The 18026-nt window shown below is 33.7% G+C and carries 18 protein-coding genes; 12 read left to right on the top strand and 6 right to left on the bottom strand.

Annotation, left to right across the window (positions count from 1 at the left end; genetic code table 11):
* Nucleotides 1–112: 112 nt before the first annotated feature.
* Both ACE3G9_RS14275 and ACE3G9_RS14270 read left to right on the top strand, forming a co-directional pair.
* Entirely contained in the window at nucleotides 113–283 is a 171-nt protein-coding gene (locus tag ACE3G9_RS14275) for a hypothetical protein (protein WP_449219501.1), read from the top strand.
* 42 nt (nucleotides 284–325) lie between these two features.
* A complete protein-coding gene (locus tag ACE3G9_RS14270; protein ID WP_417878656.1) occupies nucleotides 326–607 on the top strand; it encodes a DUF134 domain-containing protein in 282 nt (93 codons plus the stop codon).
* A gap of 7 nt (nucleotides 608–614) precedes the next feature.
* Here the strand turns inward: ACE3G9_RS14270 and nqrM are convergent, their stop codons facing one another.
* The 4 genes from nqrM to gap form a co-directional block, all read right to left on the bottom strand.
* Complete coding sequence (gene nqrM, locus ACE3G9_RS14265; protein WP_417878657.1) at nucleotides 615–821, bottom strand: (Na+)-NQR maturation NqrM; 207 nt, start codon at nucleotides 819–821, stop codon at nucleotides 615–617.
* Between the two features lie 2 nt (nucleotides 822–823).
* Nucleotides 824–1339: a NifB/NifX family molybdenum-iron cluster-binding protein gene (locus ACE3G9_RS14260; RefSeq protein WP_449219500.1), complete on the bottom strand. Its 516-nt coding sequence runs from the start codon at nucleotides 1337–1339 to the stop codon at nucleotides 824–826.
* 301 nt (nucleotides 1340–1640) lie between these two features.
* A complete protein-coding gene (locus ACE3G9_RS14255; protein ID WP_449219499.1) occupies nucleotides 1641–2525 on the bottom strand; it encodes a D-hexose-6-phosphate mutarotase in 885 nt (294 codons plus the stop codon).
* A 215-nt stretch (nucleotides 2526–2740) separates the two neighbouring features.
* Nucleotides 2741–3736: a type I glyceraldehyde-3-phosphate dehydrogenase gene (gap, locus tag ACE3G9_RS14250; RefSeq protein WP_089122609.1), complete on the bottom strand. Its 996-nt coding sequence runs from the start codon at nucleotides 3734–3736 to the stop codon at nucleotides 2741–2743.
* Between the two features lie 538 nt (nucleotides 3737–4274).
* Here gap and msrB point away from each other — a divergent pair.
* Nucleotides 4275–4658: a peptide-methionine (R)-S-oxide reductase MsrB gene (gene msrB / locus ACE3G9_RS14245; RefSeq protein WP_449219498.1), complete on the top strand. Its 384-nt coding sequence runs from the start codon at nucleotides 4275–4277 to the stop codon at nucleotides 4656–4658.
* Nucleotides 4659–4732: 74 nt separating this feature from the next.
* Nucleotides 4733–5014 carry a YeaC family protein gene (locus ACE3G9_RS14240; RefSeq protein WP_449219497.1) on the top strand — a complete coding sequence of 94 codons (282 nt, stop codon included), beginning with the start codon at nucleotides 4733–4735 and terminating at the stop codon, nucleotides 5012–5014.
* Between the two features lie 132 nt (nucleotides 5015–5146).
* On the opposite strand, the gene ansA is transcribed toward ACE3G9_RS14240, so the two are convergent.
* Entirely contained in the window at nucleotides 5147–6160 is a 1014-nt protein-coding gene (ansA, locus tag ACE3G9_RS14235; protein WP_449219496.1) for an asparaginase, read from the bottom strand.
* Between the two features lie 142 nt (nucleotides 6161–6302).
* Nucleotides 6303–7193, bottom strand: coding sequence for a LysR family transcriptional regulator (locus tag ACE3G9_RS14230; protein WP_449219495.1), 891 nt, complete (start codon nucleotides 7191–7193; stop codon nucleotides 6303–6305).
* Nucleotides 7194–7851: 658 nt separating this feature from the next.
* Between ACE3G9_RS14230 and ACE3G9_RS14225 the strand changes: the two genes are divergently transcribed.
* The 8 genes from ACE3G9_RS14225 (at nucleotide 7852) to ACE3G9_RS14190 (ending at nucleotide 18013) form a co-directional block, all read left to right on the top strand.
* Nucleotides 7852–8442, top strand: coding sequence for a hypothetical protein (locus ACE3G9_RS14225; protein WP_449219494.1), 591 nt, complete (start codon nucleotides 7852–7854; stop codon nucleotides 8440–8442).
* 70 nt (nucleotides 8443–8512) lie between these two features.
* Complete coding sequence (locus tag ACE3G9_RS14220) at nucleotides 8513–8977, top strand: hypothetical protein (RefSeq protein WP_449219493.1); 465 nt, start codon at nucleotides 8513–8515, stop codon at nucleotides 8975–8977.
* Nucleotides 8974–11718, top strand: a complete 2745-nt coding sequence (locus ACE3G9_RS14215; protein ID WP_449219492.1) for a TcfC E-set like domain-containing protein — start codon at nucleotides 8974–8976, stop codon at nucleotides 11716–11718. Before ACE3G9_RS14220 ends, ACE3G9_RS14215 begins: the two co-directional genes overlap by 4 nt.
* On the top strand, nucleotides 11715–12461 hold the full coding sequence (locus tag ACE3G9_RS14210) for a hypothetical protein (RefSeq protein ID WP_449219491.1): 747 nt from the start codon (nucleotides 11715–11717) through the stop codon (nucleotides 12459–12461). Before ACE3G9_RS14215 ends, ACE3G9_RS14210 begins: the two co-directional genes overlap by 4 nt.
* Nucleotides 12461–13516: a hypothetical protein gene (locus tag ACE3G9_RS14205; RefSeq protein WP_449219490.1), complete on the top strand. Its 1056-nt coding sequence runs from the start codon at nucleotides 12461–12463 to the stop codon at nucleotides 13514–13516. Before ACE3G9_RS14210 ends, ACE3G9_RS14205 begins: the two co-directional genes overlap by 1 nt.
* Nucleotides 13517–13540: 24 nt before the next feature.
* Nucleotides 13541–16096, top strand: a complete 2556-nt coding sequence (locus ACE3G9_RS14200) for an Ig-like domain-containing protein (RefSeq protein ID WP_449219489.1) — start codon at nucleotides 13541–13543, stop codon at nucleotides 16094–16096.
* Nucleotides 16097–16161: 65 nt separating this feature from the next.
* Nucleotides 16162–17079, top strand: a complete 918-nt coding sequence (locus tag ACE3G9_RS14195) for an OmpA family protein (RefSeq protein WP_449219488.1) — start codon at nucleotides 16162–16164, stop codon at nucleotides 17077–17079.
* A gap of 208 nt (nucleotides 17080–17287) precedes the next feature.
* On the top strand, nucleotides 17288–18013 hold the full coding sequence (locus ACE3G9_RS14190; RefSeq protein ID WP_449219487.1) for an EAL domain-containing protein: 726 nt from the start codon (nucleotides 17288–17290) through the stop codon (nucleotides 18011–18013).
* Nucleotides 18014–18026: the final 13 nt, after the last annotated feature.

Raw genomic sequence — 18026 nt, 5'->3', positions numbered from 1 at the left:
AGTGGTATCGTTATTCATGCTAGCCTCCTAATTTAGTTCTTTAGTAAACTAATTATGGCTCTGGCTTCGCTAACCCACGAAACTGGAGGCTAGCACCTTCGTGGGAGTCATTATGTCTATAGCCTTGTACTTTTTCTGTGGGTACAATTTTGCCTATCACGCCTCCATCAGCCATAAGAGCAAATTCGAGGGTATGGTCATTATTGAAGAAAGGCTTGGAACAAACGGCACATTGTTGATGATTGTTTGGGATAGTGATGGACATAAATTACTACTCGTGTAAAAAAGGCGACAAGCCCAGGCCATAATTAAGGAGGAAACAAAAATGGCTAGACCAAAAAAAGAGCGAAACATTTGCCAAAGGGCACCATATGAGTGTTTTAAACCTAATGGTGTGCCAATTTCTCAACTCGATAAAGTTGAACTGTTAGATGAGGAATTCGAGGCGTTGCGTTTAGCTGACCTCGAAGATCTCAGTCAAGCTGCAGCAGCAGCTAGTATGGGTGTGTCTAGGCAGACGTTTGGTAATATCGTGAAATGTGCTAGAGCCAAAGTTGCGCAAAGCTTAGTACATGGTCAAGCACTCATGTTGAATCGGGAATCATAGACATAGCCTAAAAAGTAGAGTTTTTCGGTTCTTGAATTTGGTAAAGTACACGAGCATGATCATCACATATGTCTATGCAGTTACACTCTCTTTCTATATCGATCCTAGTAAGTCCACCACAACTGCCTTGTATGGTTTGACGATTTAGCATTACACCTACTGCCATTAGAGCTGTAACAGCCAAAAATATGGTAAAGCTGATTAAGTAGGTCATTGTTACTTCTCTGGCTGGTCCGTTGATTTGAATACTTTCGTTAAGTGTTTGAGCGCTTGTGGTGAAAGCTTATTATTCAAATCGCATTGTCCAGGAACTTTGTCTCCACTAAATACTTCTCGAAGATCAATTGTAGATGCGTGTGTCGAACTTTCTCTCGAGCAATTCGCTTTATTTTTCCTATGCGATTGGCGAGCAAATGCCATTTCAGTCACTGGCGTTAAGCGGCTAACGTCAAAGTCATCCAAACAGAATCCACGTGGTGCGCTCAAGACCTTTACATTGAGCTTAAACAGTGCACTTAGCATATTTGAGCCAATTGAACGAACAACAACGGCATCTACTCGATTATCTTCTATCACTTTACGCCATAAGTGTTTATGACCACAACACGGCGATGATTTAGGTAATTCAAAGATTCGTTTGGAATTAGTTTGGCTATTCCACAACATAATCCGAGGGGCCTTTGAAAAGTGATTAAAAAGAGAGGTTTCGCTGCATGGGATGGCAAATAACATAGTATTCTCTTTTACCTGACCATTTACACTAATATATAAATGATATTGGCATATGACAATAACCTTTTATGAAAAATAAGGATCCATAACCGAACTACTGTAGGAGCAACTTCATCAAGATGCGCCAAACTTGCACTGCCAAACGACATCAACGAGATATGCTCAATTAGTAAAAAATTACGCCAGTATGATATTGCTGGCGTTTATTATGATGTGGCTACCGATGTATTGTTGAGTAAAATAGATACAGCAAAAATCAACAGATTCTGGTTCTATTCATTTTAAGTTTTCAATTGCTAAATTAGTTCTTTAAGCCAATTTGAGTACTTAACTGATAGCTTTCACCTGGTTGTAGTGTGTAGCCATCTTCAAGTGTTTCAGCATATAAAGTTGACTCTACGCACACCATATTGGTATAAGCATCATCTTTCATATCTGCCATGCTTTGTGCAAGTTCCCACGGGTTCCAGATGACAGCAGCATTATCACCTTGGTTTTCTACACGGATAGTACGTTGATTTTGAGGATCTGAAATACACACTTGCTTGGTTGGATGGGTGTAAACACGGTCGACACCTGAAGAGATAGTAAGTATATCTCCACCTAAGCAAACTTTTCCATCTTGTAATTTATCGATGTAATGCTCACCCATACCAATGATTTGAGTGTCTAAAATATTGGCAATGTTGAAATAGCTGTGCAGCGCACCAGAAAATGTCCATGCATGATCATCGGTATTTTTAATATCCAGAGTGACTTTAAGTTGCTCTGATACTTCTACATTAAGAAAGGCGGTAAATTGATGAGGCCAAATCGCCAATGTTTCTTTAGAAGGGCAAAGACCGAGTTTTAATATTACGCCTTGTTCATTTTCACGATGATCAACCAGTTCCCATTCTGATGTGCGACAAAAACCATGTGCAGGTTTAGCAATGCGAGCAAACCATGGCCAACAAACAGGAATGCCGCCACGTAGAGGAGTTTTTCCATCAAAAACTGCATCTTCACTAGTCCAAATTAACTCTTCTGAATTCAGCGGTTTAAATGAAATAATATGACCACCAAATAAAGAAATTGCCGCTTCTGCTTTGGCATGTTGAATTCGGATGATTTTTGCTTGGTCTTTTTGGACTACAGTGACACAGTCAGAGAGAGTACTGATGATAGGTAAATGGGTTAGGTTCATGGAGTGGGTTCCTAGTTTCTGGTCCCTAGTCTCTAGGAAAAGAAGATTTCCTGAAGAAGGGAGTCATCAAAATCATAACTATAGTCAGTAAAACAAATAGCTTCAGTTAAAACCCAGGGACTAGGGACTAGCCACCCAGGAACTATCAACAAAAAAGGCGACACAATGGTCGCCTTTTATTTAGCTTATCTTCAAATGAAGATCTTGCTTAATGCTTACTTAGAGATGTGAGCGATTAAATCAAGAACTTTGTTTGAGTAGCCGATTTCGTTGTCGTACCAAGATACAACTTTAACGAATTTGTCGTTAAGTGCGATACCAGCAGCTGCATCGAATACAGAGGTGTTAGTTTCGCCGATGAAATCTTGAGAAACAACAGCATCTTCAGTGTAGCCAAGAACGCCAGCTAGTTCACCTTCAGAAGCGCGCTTCATTTCAGCACAGATTTCTTCGTAAGTTGCTGCGTTTGCTAGGTTAACAGTTAGGTCAACTACAGAAACGTTAGCTGTTGGTACACGGAAAGCCATACCAGTTAGTTTGCCTTGTACTTCAGGAAGTACAACACCTACTGCTTTAGCTGCACCAGTTGAAGATGGGATAATGTTTTGAGAAGCACCACGACCACCACGCCAGTCTTTCGCAGAAGGACCATCTACAGTTTTTTGAGTTGCTGTAGTTGCGTGAACAGTAGTCATAAGACCAGACTCAATGCCCCACTTGTCGTTAAGAACTTTAGCGATAGGCGCTAGGCAGTTAGTAGTACAAGATGCGTTAGAAACGATATCTTGACCAGCGTAAGTGTCGAAGTTTACGCCGTTAACGAACATTGGAGTTGCGTCTTTAGAAGGACCTGTAAGAACAACTTTCTTAGCACCAGCTGTGATGTGCTTACGTGCAGTCTCGTCAGTTAAGAAAAGACCAGTTGCTTCAGCTACAACGTCAACGTTGATTTCGTTCCACTTAAGATCTTCTGGGTTACGTTCAGCTGTAACACGTACAGTTTTACCGTTAACGATAAGGTTACCGTCTTTTACTTCAACAGTACCGTTGAAACGACCATGAGTTGAATCATACTTAAGCATGTATGCCATGTACTCTACGTCGATAAGGTCGTTGATACCAACAACTTCGATGTTGTCACGTTCAACAGAAGCACGGAAAACAAAACGTCCAATACGGCCAAAACCGTTAATACCTACTTTGATAGTCATTGTAGTTGCTCCACAACTTAATTTTAGATTAAAGATAACTGGTAGTAAAATTACAGAAACTAATCACATACTGCAAGGCATAATCGGTATTTACTTGTTTAAAATCAAAAAAAATAGTTACTTTCTTTCTGAATTATCCTAAGTCGATTAATTCATGCCCAGCATGTATGTTTCTGATTTCATTATACCAAACCCAATAAGTAAGAGATTAAATTAGCGTAGAGAAAAGCTTGATAACAAGGCATAAAATTTCTGTTAGCAGGTTACTACATACAAATTTTATAGCACAGTTAGCGAGCTTTTTAACAAGCTAAGATGATTAATTACTTGTTGGAATTGGTATGACTACCAATTTGGAAACATTGAGACTATGAACCATAGTTTCCTGTGATTCAAGTCACTATTTTAAACTGTGGGGAAGTATGTGCCACATCATGGGTCATTGGCAAGTTTTTGTTCAAAACAATCAATGGTAAAGTAGGGTAATAATTTTGCTTTAATAATGGTTGACTTTGCAGTGCATAATAATGAGGTCGTTGTGAAAAAGACGGATAAAGAATGGGAAACATCTCTAACAGAAGAACAATATAGAATCTGTCGTCTTGGGGGAACGGAAGCACCATACTCAGGTACATTGCTTCATAATAAAGAAACGGGTATTTATCAATGTACTTGTTGCCGAGCTGATTTATTTGCCTCAGATGATAAATTCGACTCTGGTTGTGGCTGGCCAAGTTTTGATAAACCGATCTCAAAAAACGTAATTAAATATTTAGAAGATCATAGTCATGGAATGATGCGAACTGAAATCCGTTGTGCGCAATGTGATAGTCATTTAGGACATGTATTTTTAGATGGTCCTCAAGAAACAACTGGTCAGCGTTTTTGTGTGAATTCGGTGTCGTTAGTTTTTAATCGTTAACACACATTTTTGCATTATTTAGCCTAAGCTGAGGCTATTTAATGTTGTCGCTATAATTCGAAAGGGATAAGAATATGAATGTAGAACAATTACTGAATGCGATGACACCGGAAGTGTTCGAGCGTTTAAACTATGCCATTGAAACGGGCCGTTGGTTAGATGGCTCGCCAATCACCAAAGAGCAACGCGATTCATGCATGCAAGCGGTGATGCTGTATCAGTCAAAGCATAACCATGATTCTCAGCATATGTCGGTTGCCGCGGGTGGAGATGTGACTTTCAAATCGAAAGCTGAACTTAAAAAGCAATTTTCAGAAGCGGAAGAGGATATTTTGCGAGTGAAGGTGGAGAATTAGAATATCATCCTAGTTCCTAGTTCCTAGTTCCTAGTTCCTAGTTCCTAGTTTCTAGGGAAAGCGCCACTTAATAATAGTGGTGCTTTTCTAGAGCGAAGCGTAACTAGGGACTCAAAACTAGTGACCTTTTATTTATAAACTCATCTCACCGCGCAATACTTGCTTCATCTGAGATTTAATTTCTTCGTAGCTTAGCTCTTTACTCAGTAGGTAGTGTAGTTTCGCTAGGGTTGCTTCATGCGTCATATCATAACCACTAATTACACCTGCTTCTGCTAAAGAGACACCGGTCGCGTAACCATCCATATTTACTTTACCAGTTAAACACTGAGTTAGGTTAACTACAATCACGCCACGCTCTGACGCTTCTTTTAAATGGCCAAGCATTTCTTTGTTTTGCGGGGCGTTACCCACACCGAAGGTCAGCAAGATCATTGCATTGACGGGTTGACGCAATGTGTTACGAATCACTTCATGCGAGATCCCAGGGTACATGGTAATCACGCCAATCGGTTGTGGTGTGATGGTATGAACTCGAAATTCACCTTTTGGTTTTTTATCAATTAAGTCTGGATTGCTGACTTGAATGTTGATCCCTGCTTCAAGTAGATGAGGCATATTAGGTGATGTGAAAGCATTGAAGCCATCAGCACGCGATTTAGTACTACGGTTACCGCGCATCAATTGGTTATTAAAAAATAAAGTCACTTCATTGATTGGGTAGTTTGCCGCAATGTGCAGGGCATTTAATAAGTTGGCCTGACCGTCTGAACGCAGCTCTGCTAATGGAATTTGAGAACCGGTGACAATGACTGGCTTGCCAAGGTTTTCAAACATGAAAGATAAAGCAGAAGCCGTGTAGGCCATGGTATCGGTGCCGTGCAGAATCACGAAACCGTCATACTTATCATAGTTGGCTTTAATGTCATTAGCGATATGCTGCCAGTCATTTGGCGTCATATCAGAAGAATCCATTAGTGGAGAATATTCATGTACCGTAAAAAGTGGCATCTCTTCGCGGTGGAACTCAGGCATTGCTTGCAACTGTTGAGTCATAAAACCATCGGCAGGAATGTAGCCATGAGAAGAACGTTTCATGCCGATCGTGCCGCCAGTGTAGGCGATGTAGATATGTTTTCTAGTCATAATTTAAATAGTCGATTGTAGGGAACAGAGGGTGGATTATAGCGATTTTTGACAATAAAAGTGTAGTATGAATAAAGAAAACCCCCTACTTGTTTGACAAAGTTAGGGGGTGTATCTAAAATTTTTCTATATGATAGTTAATTCATTTAATAATAGACATTTTATTTGCTTCTTCAATAAGCCAGGTTTTGAACAATATTTGACCGCTACTTTCAGTTTTTCTTTTTAATTTTGTTAACCAATAACCCCCTCTTTTTAAGTAAATGTTAAATGGTTGAAATAAAACACAATTATCTAAGTGTTCTTGAAACATAATAGGTGGAGCTAATGCTATACCGTAACCTTTTATGGCTGCCTCTATCATTGTTATAGAAGAATCAAAAGTTATGGTCTCTAATTCTGGGGCTTGGACTGATATATTTGCTTCTTTAAACCAAGCTGGCCATTCATCTATATTGTAAGATCGTAATAATTTTAATTTTAATAGATCTTGAGTGCTAGTAATATTATTCATATAACTTTGATTGCATAATACAGAAAAAGGAGCTTCAATGATTTTAAAGGAATCCATATTTGGCCAGTTCCCTTGGCCAAACTTAATTATATAATCTAAATTTTGAAAGCTAGGTTCAATAGTATTGTTATTTGTCGATATTTTTAACTTAATAAAAGGATGATTAATATTAAAATCGTCAATACGAGGCAATAACCAATTTAATGCAAAAGTACCAACGACACCAATTGATACTGTTTCTTTAAAGCTACCATGCTCTAAATGTTGTAATGCGTGAGCTATATTATTAAATGCATCCTTTAATACTGGATATAAAACTTTACCGTCTTCTGATAAAGTTAAACCTCTTGATTGACGTATAAATAAGCTTACATTTAGTTGAGCCTCAAGGTTTCTAACTAATTGGCTTACCGCTGCTTGTGTTACACATAACTCTGTAGCAGCTCCAGTAAAACTTAAATATTTAGCTGACACTAAAAATGCTCTAAGTGCATTAAGAGGTAAATGAGTGATTTTCATTGTTTCCCGTATGTAAATTTGATGTTACGTTGGTTAAAGATCTCGCGGATAATAATGTAATTAAAAAAAAATAAAACAAAAAAAATAAAAAAAAATATTTATTGTCTATTTCCCTTTGCTTTTCTCAATAGATCATAATTTAACCTTTTGATATTAAAGCCATGTTCTACTTTACTAGTAAGATTTTGATGAAATGAGTTATGCATATTTTCATTATAATTTATATTTTTTTATTAAATCTAAATTAGTACAAGAGAAAGTCAATATCTCAGGGTGATAGTTTTTCTATTGCCAGGATTAAGGTTTTGTTGATTGTCGTTTTTTGATATTTTTGTAATTATCGCTTAGCAAGAAACGTATGCTTACTTTCTGTATTTGGTTTAAGTGTAAGTCTTGAATTTAATCATTTTCTATTGATAAAAATAGAAAGTTTTTAAGTATGCATTTTTGTATCACTTTATGCTCCTTGTTTGAGTTGTGTATTAAATGAGGTTGCAAGATTTAGTCTTAGCTTGATGTCATTTCAGAGCTGAAGATGACAAGATTATTATTGATAACTGTTCCGATTACTTGGATTTTGTATCAAATGATAGTGTTGAGAGAAGAAGTGGTTAATCAATTTTTGTAAGTAAAAATAATGTAATTATATGGAGTTCAAATGAAAAAAACAGTTCTAACTTTAACGACTATTGCATCATTAGCATTTAGTAATTTGGCATTAAGTGCGACGGGTACGGGTGATATGGGTACAGCAAGTTTTCAGTGGTCAGGCACAGTGCCAGCTCCATCAACTAGTGAAGCTGGTTATTGGCTGGTTAGTTTTGACGGACAATCTTTGTTGTCGAACGTAAATACAAGCAATGGTGTTATGTCTTTAGAGAATAAGGCTGGTCTAATAAATTTAGTTGATTCATCAGTCTTTAATTTTAAAGTAGTGAAAGATAAAGAGTTATCTGATGGTTCTTTTGATCCATCAATTGATAACGAAGGGGTTGAATATAATGTCTCCCTTGCAAATCTAAAATCAGGTACAGGTGGTCTCGTGAGTGATGGTGACCAGAATGGGTATTTTACAGTTACAGCCAATGGTGATGTTATTTCTAATACAACAAGTAAAAAATACTCAAGTGGTATGCCAGCATCAATTAAGCTTGGAAAAGCTAGTGATAAAGTAAGTCTTGAAGGTGCTGATTCTAACCAAACTTGGCAAGTCATGGCACAAGTTGCGGTGTCTACTCAGTCATTATAAATACTTATAACATATATTGTTGATTTAATAAAAGTAAGGGGCTGGGAGCCCCTTACTTTAGGGCGCTTTAATGATTAAACTTATCTATTTTCAAGTTGCATTAATGTTTGCGTATGCTTCAGATGCTTTTGCTGTTCATAGTCATACTTTTTTTCCAAAGGTTACAATAGAAAGTAATATAACAGACTCAATTGAAATTAGAGTTAGAAATTCTCTATTTGTGACGAATTACTCTTCTAAAGAACGATCATTTGATCCTTTAAAGATTCCATTTGAAGTGATTTCTTTGAATGACCAGCCAATAGAATATAGGTTAAGTCTAGCCGAGTCTTCACACCAATGTGAAGTTTATGGTGCGTTTGATGTGGAAGTGAAGCTCAATAGTAATTCTTGGAGCAAAGAAGGAACTGTATTCAAAGGTATTTCGGATGAGCATTTTATGACAGTCAATTATCCTGAAATACCACAGGAACGATTTGTGTCTCAACAATGTTTTGGAACATTGAGGGTACAAGTTGAGGCGATGAGTTTATGAAAATAAAAATAATTACAATATTGACGCTATCAATTGTTGGGTGTAATCCTTCAGCATTTGCTAGTTATTTTCCTATGGAATTTGTTGACTTTTTTGAACAGCATGAAGATCGCATAGAAGTAGTTATAGAGGGCTCTCAACAAAGTAGCTATATTGTTGCTAACGTAAGTTATGATTTTTTTCAGTTAACAAATAATAAAGAATCTAATAAGGTGATTTTTGATTTTTTGGTGGGTGAAAAATTAAAAGAAAAATATATAGAAAATATTATTGATAAGCTAAATAAAGGTGTTAAAGCTAACCCAAATTGTCAAAGTGTACTTTCTTCTTGTATACCTGAAGATATTCCAGGGGAAGTAGAATTTGTTTTTGATTATGATACAAAATTATTACGTATATTTGTTTCAACAGATATGTTTATACCATTCACTGGAGAGGTGGAGTATTATAATCCAGTTAATTCTAGAGTATCATTAATTAACTGGTCTAATTTATATACATATGTTAACCAAAATAATCAAAGTTTAAATTGGAATAATGAAAGTTTGTTAGGCTTACCTAATGGGTATGTTTCGTTTGATTCGAAATTACAAAGTATGGATAGTAAAAGTAGTTTTGATATAGATAGATTGCTTTATAATTATGAATCAGAGGGTAGTCGAACTGTTTTAGGGTATAAAAATGATAGAAATATAAACCTAAATAGCACTGATTTTCTTATTAGTGGAGCAAACTACTCAGGGGTTTCTGCAATCATTGGTAGTAGTTATAATTTAATAAAGAATGAGTATTCCTCATTACAAAGATTATATTTCTTTTCTCCACAAGGAGGACAGTTAGAAGTATATAATAATGATCGACTTATTGTTACAAAAGTAGTGGATTCTGGTGAGAACTCTATAGGATACGATGAATTACCAATAGGAACATATACGGTTACGTTACGTTTGAAACAAGGATCAAATATTATTCTTGAAGAGAAACGTTCTGTAGTAAATAATTCATCATTCGCACTTCCACTCAGCGGTTGGGATTATCGATTAGAAGTTGGACAATTAGAAAATAAAAATAGAAATATTTATGGGTATTATAAATATAATGATTATTCGAATGATAGGAATTACATTAGCACACTAGTGACCCATAGAGCTACAGAATCTTGGTTAATTGGTTCTGGTTTTACTACTAATGGTGATAATATTGAGACTATATTAGGATCTCGTTTATCTTTTGATGAAAATATTAACATCCAGTACTCTTTAGGGCTTTTTAGTAATGGAGATGAGTATCAATTTGCACAATTAAATATAACTCCTATGTCATTTAATTTTAGAGAAATGAAGCATGATGATTTAAATAATATAGATGTTCTATCTCATAATTTATATGGTCTCAATAATTTTAAAGAATATGGTGCTGGCTTATCAGGTCGTTTTTTTAATGGACATGCTTATATTAATTATTTTAGATATGAGTATGAAGGAAATAATTTTAAATCCTTAAATGATAACGTTTCTATTACTTGGTCTCGTCCATTGTTTGGTGGGGATATTAGTGTGTCCGCATCTTATAATAAAAATCAATTTGATCAAGAGTCATATAATACTGGTATTTCTTGGAATTTCCATTGGGGAGATAATGTTTCGAGTCGTATTGGGATGAGTATTATGGATAACAAAAAAACCTATTCTTACACTGATGTTAGTTATTTGACTAATAATGATGGGTGGAGTAGCACATCACAAATAGGCATTAAGCGCTATGGTGAAAGTAATACTACGACCGAAGCAGCTTTGTCCTTACAAGGTAATACTGATATTGCAAAATATGATACTTATAGTTATATAAATTCAGAAGGGGAACGTTCAATTTCTGCAAATATCTCAGGCACACAAATGTTTTCATCTGATGGTGTTAGTGGAACCTTTCAAAAAGGACAAGCTTTTATAGAGCTGACCCCAAAGCTTATGAGCACAGAATCTTCAGAAATAGAATCTGTAGATTATATTGCGCTTAAGAACGGAAAATATTGGTATAGCGATGCCGTTGATATTAATGAGAAAAAAATGGTAAGTATTCCAGCATATTCTCTTATTAATTTTAAATTAGACGATGAGTCTATTAATGTTAATGCTCTTGATAATGATGAATACTTTGTTATGCCTGGAAATTATTATCATCTTAACAGTGAAATTATACCGCTTAAAAGTCAAATTTTTATTTTAAATGACATTAATGGTGATCCTATAAATACTGCACGATGTATAGGTAATGGGTGCAGGAATATCGAGGTTTTATCTACAGATGGGGTTTTTCGTATTAATTACTATCAAGATAAAGCTTTTAAGATAATTTCAGATAAAAGGGAATGTGTATATGATTCAGATTTAATCGGAAGCCGATATATATATGCATATTGCTTACCTGGTCTAAATAATGATGGCTTGTTAATTTATAAGCATGAAAGCTTAGATGTGAAAAAAATCGATCATAATAATGACTTGTTAATTTATATTGGTAAGTATGAAGTTACTACAGAAGCAGAAAAAATAATTGAAAAATTAAACCAAGCTGGCCTAGACTCTAAATCTATAAATATTGGGAAGGTTAGTTATGTTTATGTCCCATACAAAACCACTTATTCTATAGAACAACGTTCTCTATTAGATAATCTAGACGCCTATGTTATTACAGATGAAGTTGATATAGATAAAATATTTGCAGTGAGATTAATTAAATGAATAATAAAATTAAAATAATCATTTTTGGGTTGTGTTTTACATCTTTTAATTCACATTCTATTGGTATTGATTCAATGATAAAGTTTTCTGAAGAAAATAAGTCAGAATTCATTATAACTAGTGCTGAAGATTATCGTCAATTTATTCAAGTAGGTGTATCTGAAATAAACGTAGTAGATGGTGAAATAAAAAAAACAGAATATGTTAGGAGTAATATTGACAAATGGAGTTTACTGGTTCGTCCTGCAAGAACAATTATTGAGCCAAAACTTAATAAAACATTTAAAGTTGAGTATGATCTAAAAAACTTTGGTATGCCGATGACTGATAAGGTTTATCAATTATCTTTCATTCCAACTCCTTATTTTAGTGAAGGGGAACCGATTACACACTCGGTAAAGGTTGCGATGGGTTTTGCTCCAATTCTTATAGTTCCAGCAAAGGAAGATAAGCCATTAAGCTATAAAATTAAATATGAAAAAAACAATGTTTATATTGAAAATAATGGTAGAACTTATATAAGGGCGGTTTTAGATTCGTGTCCAAAAAATACTATTTCTGAAAATAAAGAACGATGTTCTAAGGTTTCATATATACTCTCTGGTCGCAAATTAAATATAGAACTTCATGATCAAATGGTAAATGCTAAAAAGATGAATATTGAGCTAAGTACTCATCATTTAGACTTTAAAGAAACATTAGACATGGTACAAAGTGAAGTTGTATCAAATAAGGGTATTTGATGAAGAACGCACAAATTTATAATGTTTTTACATGTTTTTTTATACTATTTAGTATATCTTATCATTCATACTTATATTCATCTGAAATAAATATTGATATTAAAGGTGATAGAATTGATAATTCAAGCCTTGAGAATAAGGCCAATGGGCAAGTACCATTGTATTGGGATATCCCAATAAATTTACCTTCAGCTGAATACGTTATCCCTGGTGGTATAGTAAATAATGATATAGTCGAATTATCCCTAACTAATAAATCGACAAGAGTCATTGTTCCTATATCAATCCAGGGGATGATGTATCGATTGGCAAACTATGTTGATTCCTCTGATGAATCCACTGGGACAGCAATAACTTCAGTGTATGGGAAAGATATTTTAGTTACTGGAAAGGGTAATGGTTCTCATGTTTTTAGATTAAATAAATTATCAAATCCAATTACACACTATAAAGTATACTTTTCTAAAATAGATGGGAAAGTATGGTATGATTCTTTTAATAAATCACATGCGAAGTCTGGGGTTTATAATGGAAATATAAATGTTACAGCTACTTATGATTATATAATTAATGGGGTGAGAGTACGTCAATTGTTACCTATTAATATTAATTTCACGGTAGATTACACTCCTCAATATATAAACTTAGTTGACGTTAACGGTCAAGATTCGATGGATATTAAGTATCACTTTCCTTTGAAAGTTAGCGGGGAAACAACATATATGATAACAGCAACAGGTTTTTTCCCAAATGGTCTATGGTTAGGTTTGTTACCTCCAAATAATGAATACTTTAGTTTGATTTCTAATAAAGGTGATAAAAAGGAAATTAAATATGATGCAACTTGTACGTCTGGATGTGTAGGTAATAATAAAATAATAGTTGATGGAGAGCCAATAATAAATACAACAACAAAACGTATTGTAATAGATTCTGAAAATCAAATAAGGGCAATGGCTAAAATAAAAGTAAGTTTTGAACCAGTTTCAGAAGAATATTTTAAAGGTTCAACTTATACTGGGCAATTCACATTATTATTTGAAGCACGAATTTGATGTTTATTAAATGAGAGACTTATAATGTTTAAGAAAAAAAGTATATTTAGATTATCTCCTATAATACTAATATTATCATTAATTGGGTGTGGAAAAGAAGGGGCAGAAAAAGAATCATCATCAACTATCGAAGAGTCTGCAGCACTTTTAGCTATGGATGGTTTTAGTGTTGTGGAACCACAAACGAAAACATATTTAGATCTAACCCCATTTCTTAGAGGAAATGATATTAAAATATCTTCTGTTTATCCTGATGTTGATAACTTAGATTGTGGTACTCCTAGTTTACAAGGTTTAGGTGTAACAGTAGATATACCTAACGGAGAGTTTTGTAAGTATTCATACCATGCACATCAAACTGGAAGTGCATCAGTGAAAGCTTCATTAAATGTATTAGCGACTAAAGCTGAAAAGCCTATGTTAGCACCAATCTCTTATGCAATGACATTGAGTGATGGCAACGATGAAAAATTAAACCTTCCAGTTTTGTTTGGGGAACAGTGGAAAAATAGTTATTATCTCAATGCTGATTCCGTGCAAGTTCAGGGTATGGGAGAAAATTTAGGAAAAGTCACAATTAATGATAATAATATAATATTTACTCCTCCTGAACTTTCTGGATGGAATCGAATTATATTTACAGTTCATGATGATGATAAACCAGATGAAGCAGTAATGGGATTGATTTATGTTACTATTTCTGAAGCAATAAATCACCCACCTAAAATAAGTGAAATTAATTATGATTTTCAACAAGAGGGTATTGATGCGATCATAGGTGAAAAGTTAGAAATTAATTTATCAAAATTAAAGAAACTTACAATTACAGATCCTGAAAATCAAGAGTGGCAATTAGTGTCTGTTCAAAGTTTCACTGCAACAGTTTTATCTAAACATCCTGAATCTACATCTAATAAAACATTTACTTTTTTAACGTCTAGTGTTGATGATCATTATGTTAGCTATATTATTGCCGATCACTATGGTGGTTATACATCAGGGTTGATGAAAATAAAAGCTTCAGCTAAAGGTGGAGATGCTGATTGGGAAGATATTTTTATTAATAAAGATATGTATATTGCACCATACACGTATTTAAAGGCAACCTCTAAAGGTTTTAATGTGGATGCAATATGGGACTCTGGGGTGAAAAATACTATTTCAGGTTACACTAAGGAATCGGCTGATTTATTTTGTCAAACATTAGGTGTTATACCTTCAAATGAAGATATCCAAGCGTTATTTTTATCTGGAAATTCTAAATTAGATAAATGGCCAAAAGATAAAGACTACTTAATAAAAAATTATGGAAGTTTTAAGTCTTTTAACCTTAACAATGGTGATTTGTCTGATTATGACGCCTCAAAAAAATACTATTCGACATGTCTAGTAAACAGAAATCTATCATTAAATATGTTAAAATATGTCATAGTAGCTAATGGTCAAGAACAAAAACTTGCAGAAGTAAATATACCAAACATTAATGATAGTTTTAATATTTTACACTTAGATGGTTCATTACGGGCTGAGGATGTAAATCTTGCTCAGAAAAATTTAGTAGGTACAAAAATAGATATTACAACAACTAGTTTTAAATCTGGTACATATAGATTTAGAATAGAAGATGCTAATGATAAGGAAAATATTTTAACTAGTTCGATTATTGATTATATAGGTAATGCATCAACTGGTCAGCTCTCTGAAGAATCCAGTTTAGTAATAAATAGAAATTATGCATTGGCAAATGGCAAGGATTTTAATCAGTTAACAGCGACACTTTTAGATTATAACCTAAATCCTGTACCAAATGCTTTACTCGAAGTATCAACAAATATAAATACTGATGATATTACTTTGGATTTATCATCTAAGAATAGTGTGACTGATCACAATGGTCAATTAATTATCTATTTAAAAAATAAGAATAAAGAAATAAACAAATTGTCTGTAGCAGTTGAATATAAGGGTAATGAATCAGGTACTTTACAGGTAGTTAAGAAAGATGTTCATTTTGTAGCACAGAATGGGTACCCATGTTCTGATGGCACAGGAAACTGCATACCTCTTAGGTACAGTACAGTGAAAGAGGGTGCGATTTATGCTGCACCACCTCATATAGAATGGGTTGAGAAACAAGGTTATAGTGAAATTCTTGAGTCTGCAGGTTATACTCAGTATAGAAAAGGATATTTCCGACAATTTAAGGGTAAAGCAACTTGTGAGTTTTACAATCTTGAAAAAATAGCTGGAAGAACTGATTGGGTACCAATAATGACGAATAAAACGCTACGTGATTATTTTATTTCTGACTTAAACGAATGGAAAAAATTTGATAATGATTTATGGGGTAAATACAATTATTCTGAACCTTCACTAACTCTAAGGCAGCACGATAGATGGCCAAGTCTTATAGATCATGGAATTTATTATCCTAGTATAGGCGGAACAAAAACCTCCAATGGTATAAATATCGATGCAATAGTTTATTCCTTGTTAAATCTACAAGGTGAGTTTAAGTATTCAACTAATAAACATTCAGTTTATGCTATGATTGGCGATACATGTATTTCTATTAAATAATTGAAATAATAAACGTATATTATTTCTCTTAAAAGGATATAAATTATTTTTGGGTGTAAGGCTAAATGAAACTAATTAAATTGATATATTCTATTATTTTCCTGTTTCCCTTTTGTGTGGAAGCATATGCTAATGGATTTATCGATGAAAAAATATGGGTTGGCACCAGTTTAGGTACTGGTTCAACAAATTTTCATGATGAAAGAGATAATTTTAGCCTGAGTGGAAAATTTGATTTCGGTTATGATATAAATCGGAACTTTGGTGCTTATACAAGTTATGACTTTATACAAGGTTATGATCATAACACTTTACATCTTGCTACTATTGGCGTACGTGGTAACTATCCAATCAGCAGTGATTTGAAAGTTGTTGGGAAATTTGGTGCTACATCTGCATTTGGCTACAATAAAAGCTCTGCATTCTTTTCTTCATACGGGACAAGTTTAGAATATGAAATATCGAGTTCCATATCGGCGAGAATTGGGTTTGATTTTTATGATATACCTTCATACCTAGAACATCCGATGGATACTTACCAGTTTACATGGGGGCTAAGTTATTATTTTGGTAAGCAAGAAAAACAAATATATACGCCAACAGAAATAATTAAAGAGGTACCAATAGAAGTTACTAAAATTGAAGAAAAGAAACAATTTTATGTTATCAGTGGTGTAATGTTCAAAGTAGGTTCGATTAAACCTGATTCTATATTATTATTAGATGACGTTGTGTTAACTTTAAAAGAATATGAATATTTAAATGTTCATATAATCGGTCACACTGATTCTACAGGTAGCGAGACTATCAATAAACAAATTTCTAAAGAACGTGCTAGATATATTTATGATAATTTAATAAAACAAGGTATTTCTCATAATAGAATTACTTTTGAAGGAAAAGGATCAAGTGAACCAGTTGCAATAAATAATAATGAAGAAGGTCGTTATAAGAATCGTAGAGTAGAGTTATATATTAACTAGAATAAAGTTAGACTTCACTATCCAGTGAAGTCTAACTTTTACTAAAAATAATATGGATATGATATATTTTTCAATATAGATAGTTTTTAACTTCTATCTAATTTTTTATGCATATAATTTTATATTTCTTTAAATAAATTTAATTAAAAAGAAGAGGTTTCGTATTGTTTACCCGCTTTAAATTTATAGGTTTATGCTAATGATAAATATGAGTGAGATGTTGGAAAATGGTGAGCTATATCCTTATTCCCAAACAATTGTTAATAAAAGTGGAGTGGTTGTTGGTTGTGAGATTTTAATGCGTTGGCATCATAATGAAAAAATCATTTATCCTGATGAGTTTATTTCTTTAGCTGAAAGCTCAAAATTGATTTTTCCGATGACTATTGAAATAATACGGAAAGTATATGATATTTGTCGTTTAAACCCATTTAAATTTCCTAATGGGTATAAGATTAGTATTAATATTTGCGCAACACATTTATTACCGCCTTACGCTACGGAGTTGTTAAAAATATGCTCTGAATTTTCAAGAAATGAAGAAACTAAGCATATACAACTTATCTTGGAAATTACTGAAACAGAATCTATAAATAAAACCTCAATGGTTCATGATCTTCTTAGTGATTTGCATGATTTAAATATTAAAGTTTTTCTAGATGATTTTGGGACAAAATATTCTAATTTAGAAAATATTCTTTATTTTAATGTAGATGGAATTAAAATAGATAAAATGTTTACTGACTCCATTTTTGCTAGTAAAAATGGCTTTTTTATTATCGATTCGATAATTTCATTAGCTAAAAGGTTGAATATTATTGTTGTTGTTGAAGGTGTGGAAAATAAAGAGCAGGCTGATTTCTTAATAAATAATGATGTGGATTACCTACAAGGATATTTTTATGGTAAACCGATTCTTTTTGGTGATTTTTAATTTTAAAGGATGT

Source organism: Vibrio sp. E150_018, assembly GCF_053544035.1.
The sequence above is the reverse complement of the archived record's forward strand: the minus strand, read 5'-3'. Positions and strand labels throughout refer to the sequence as shown.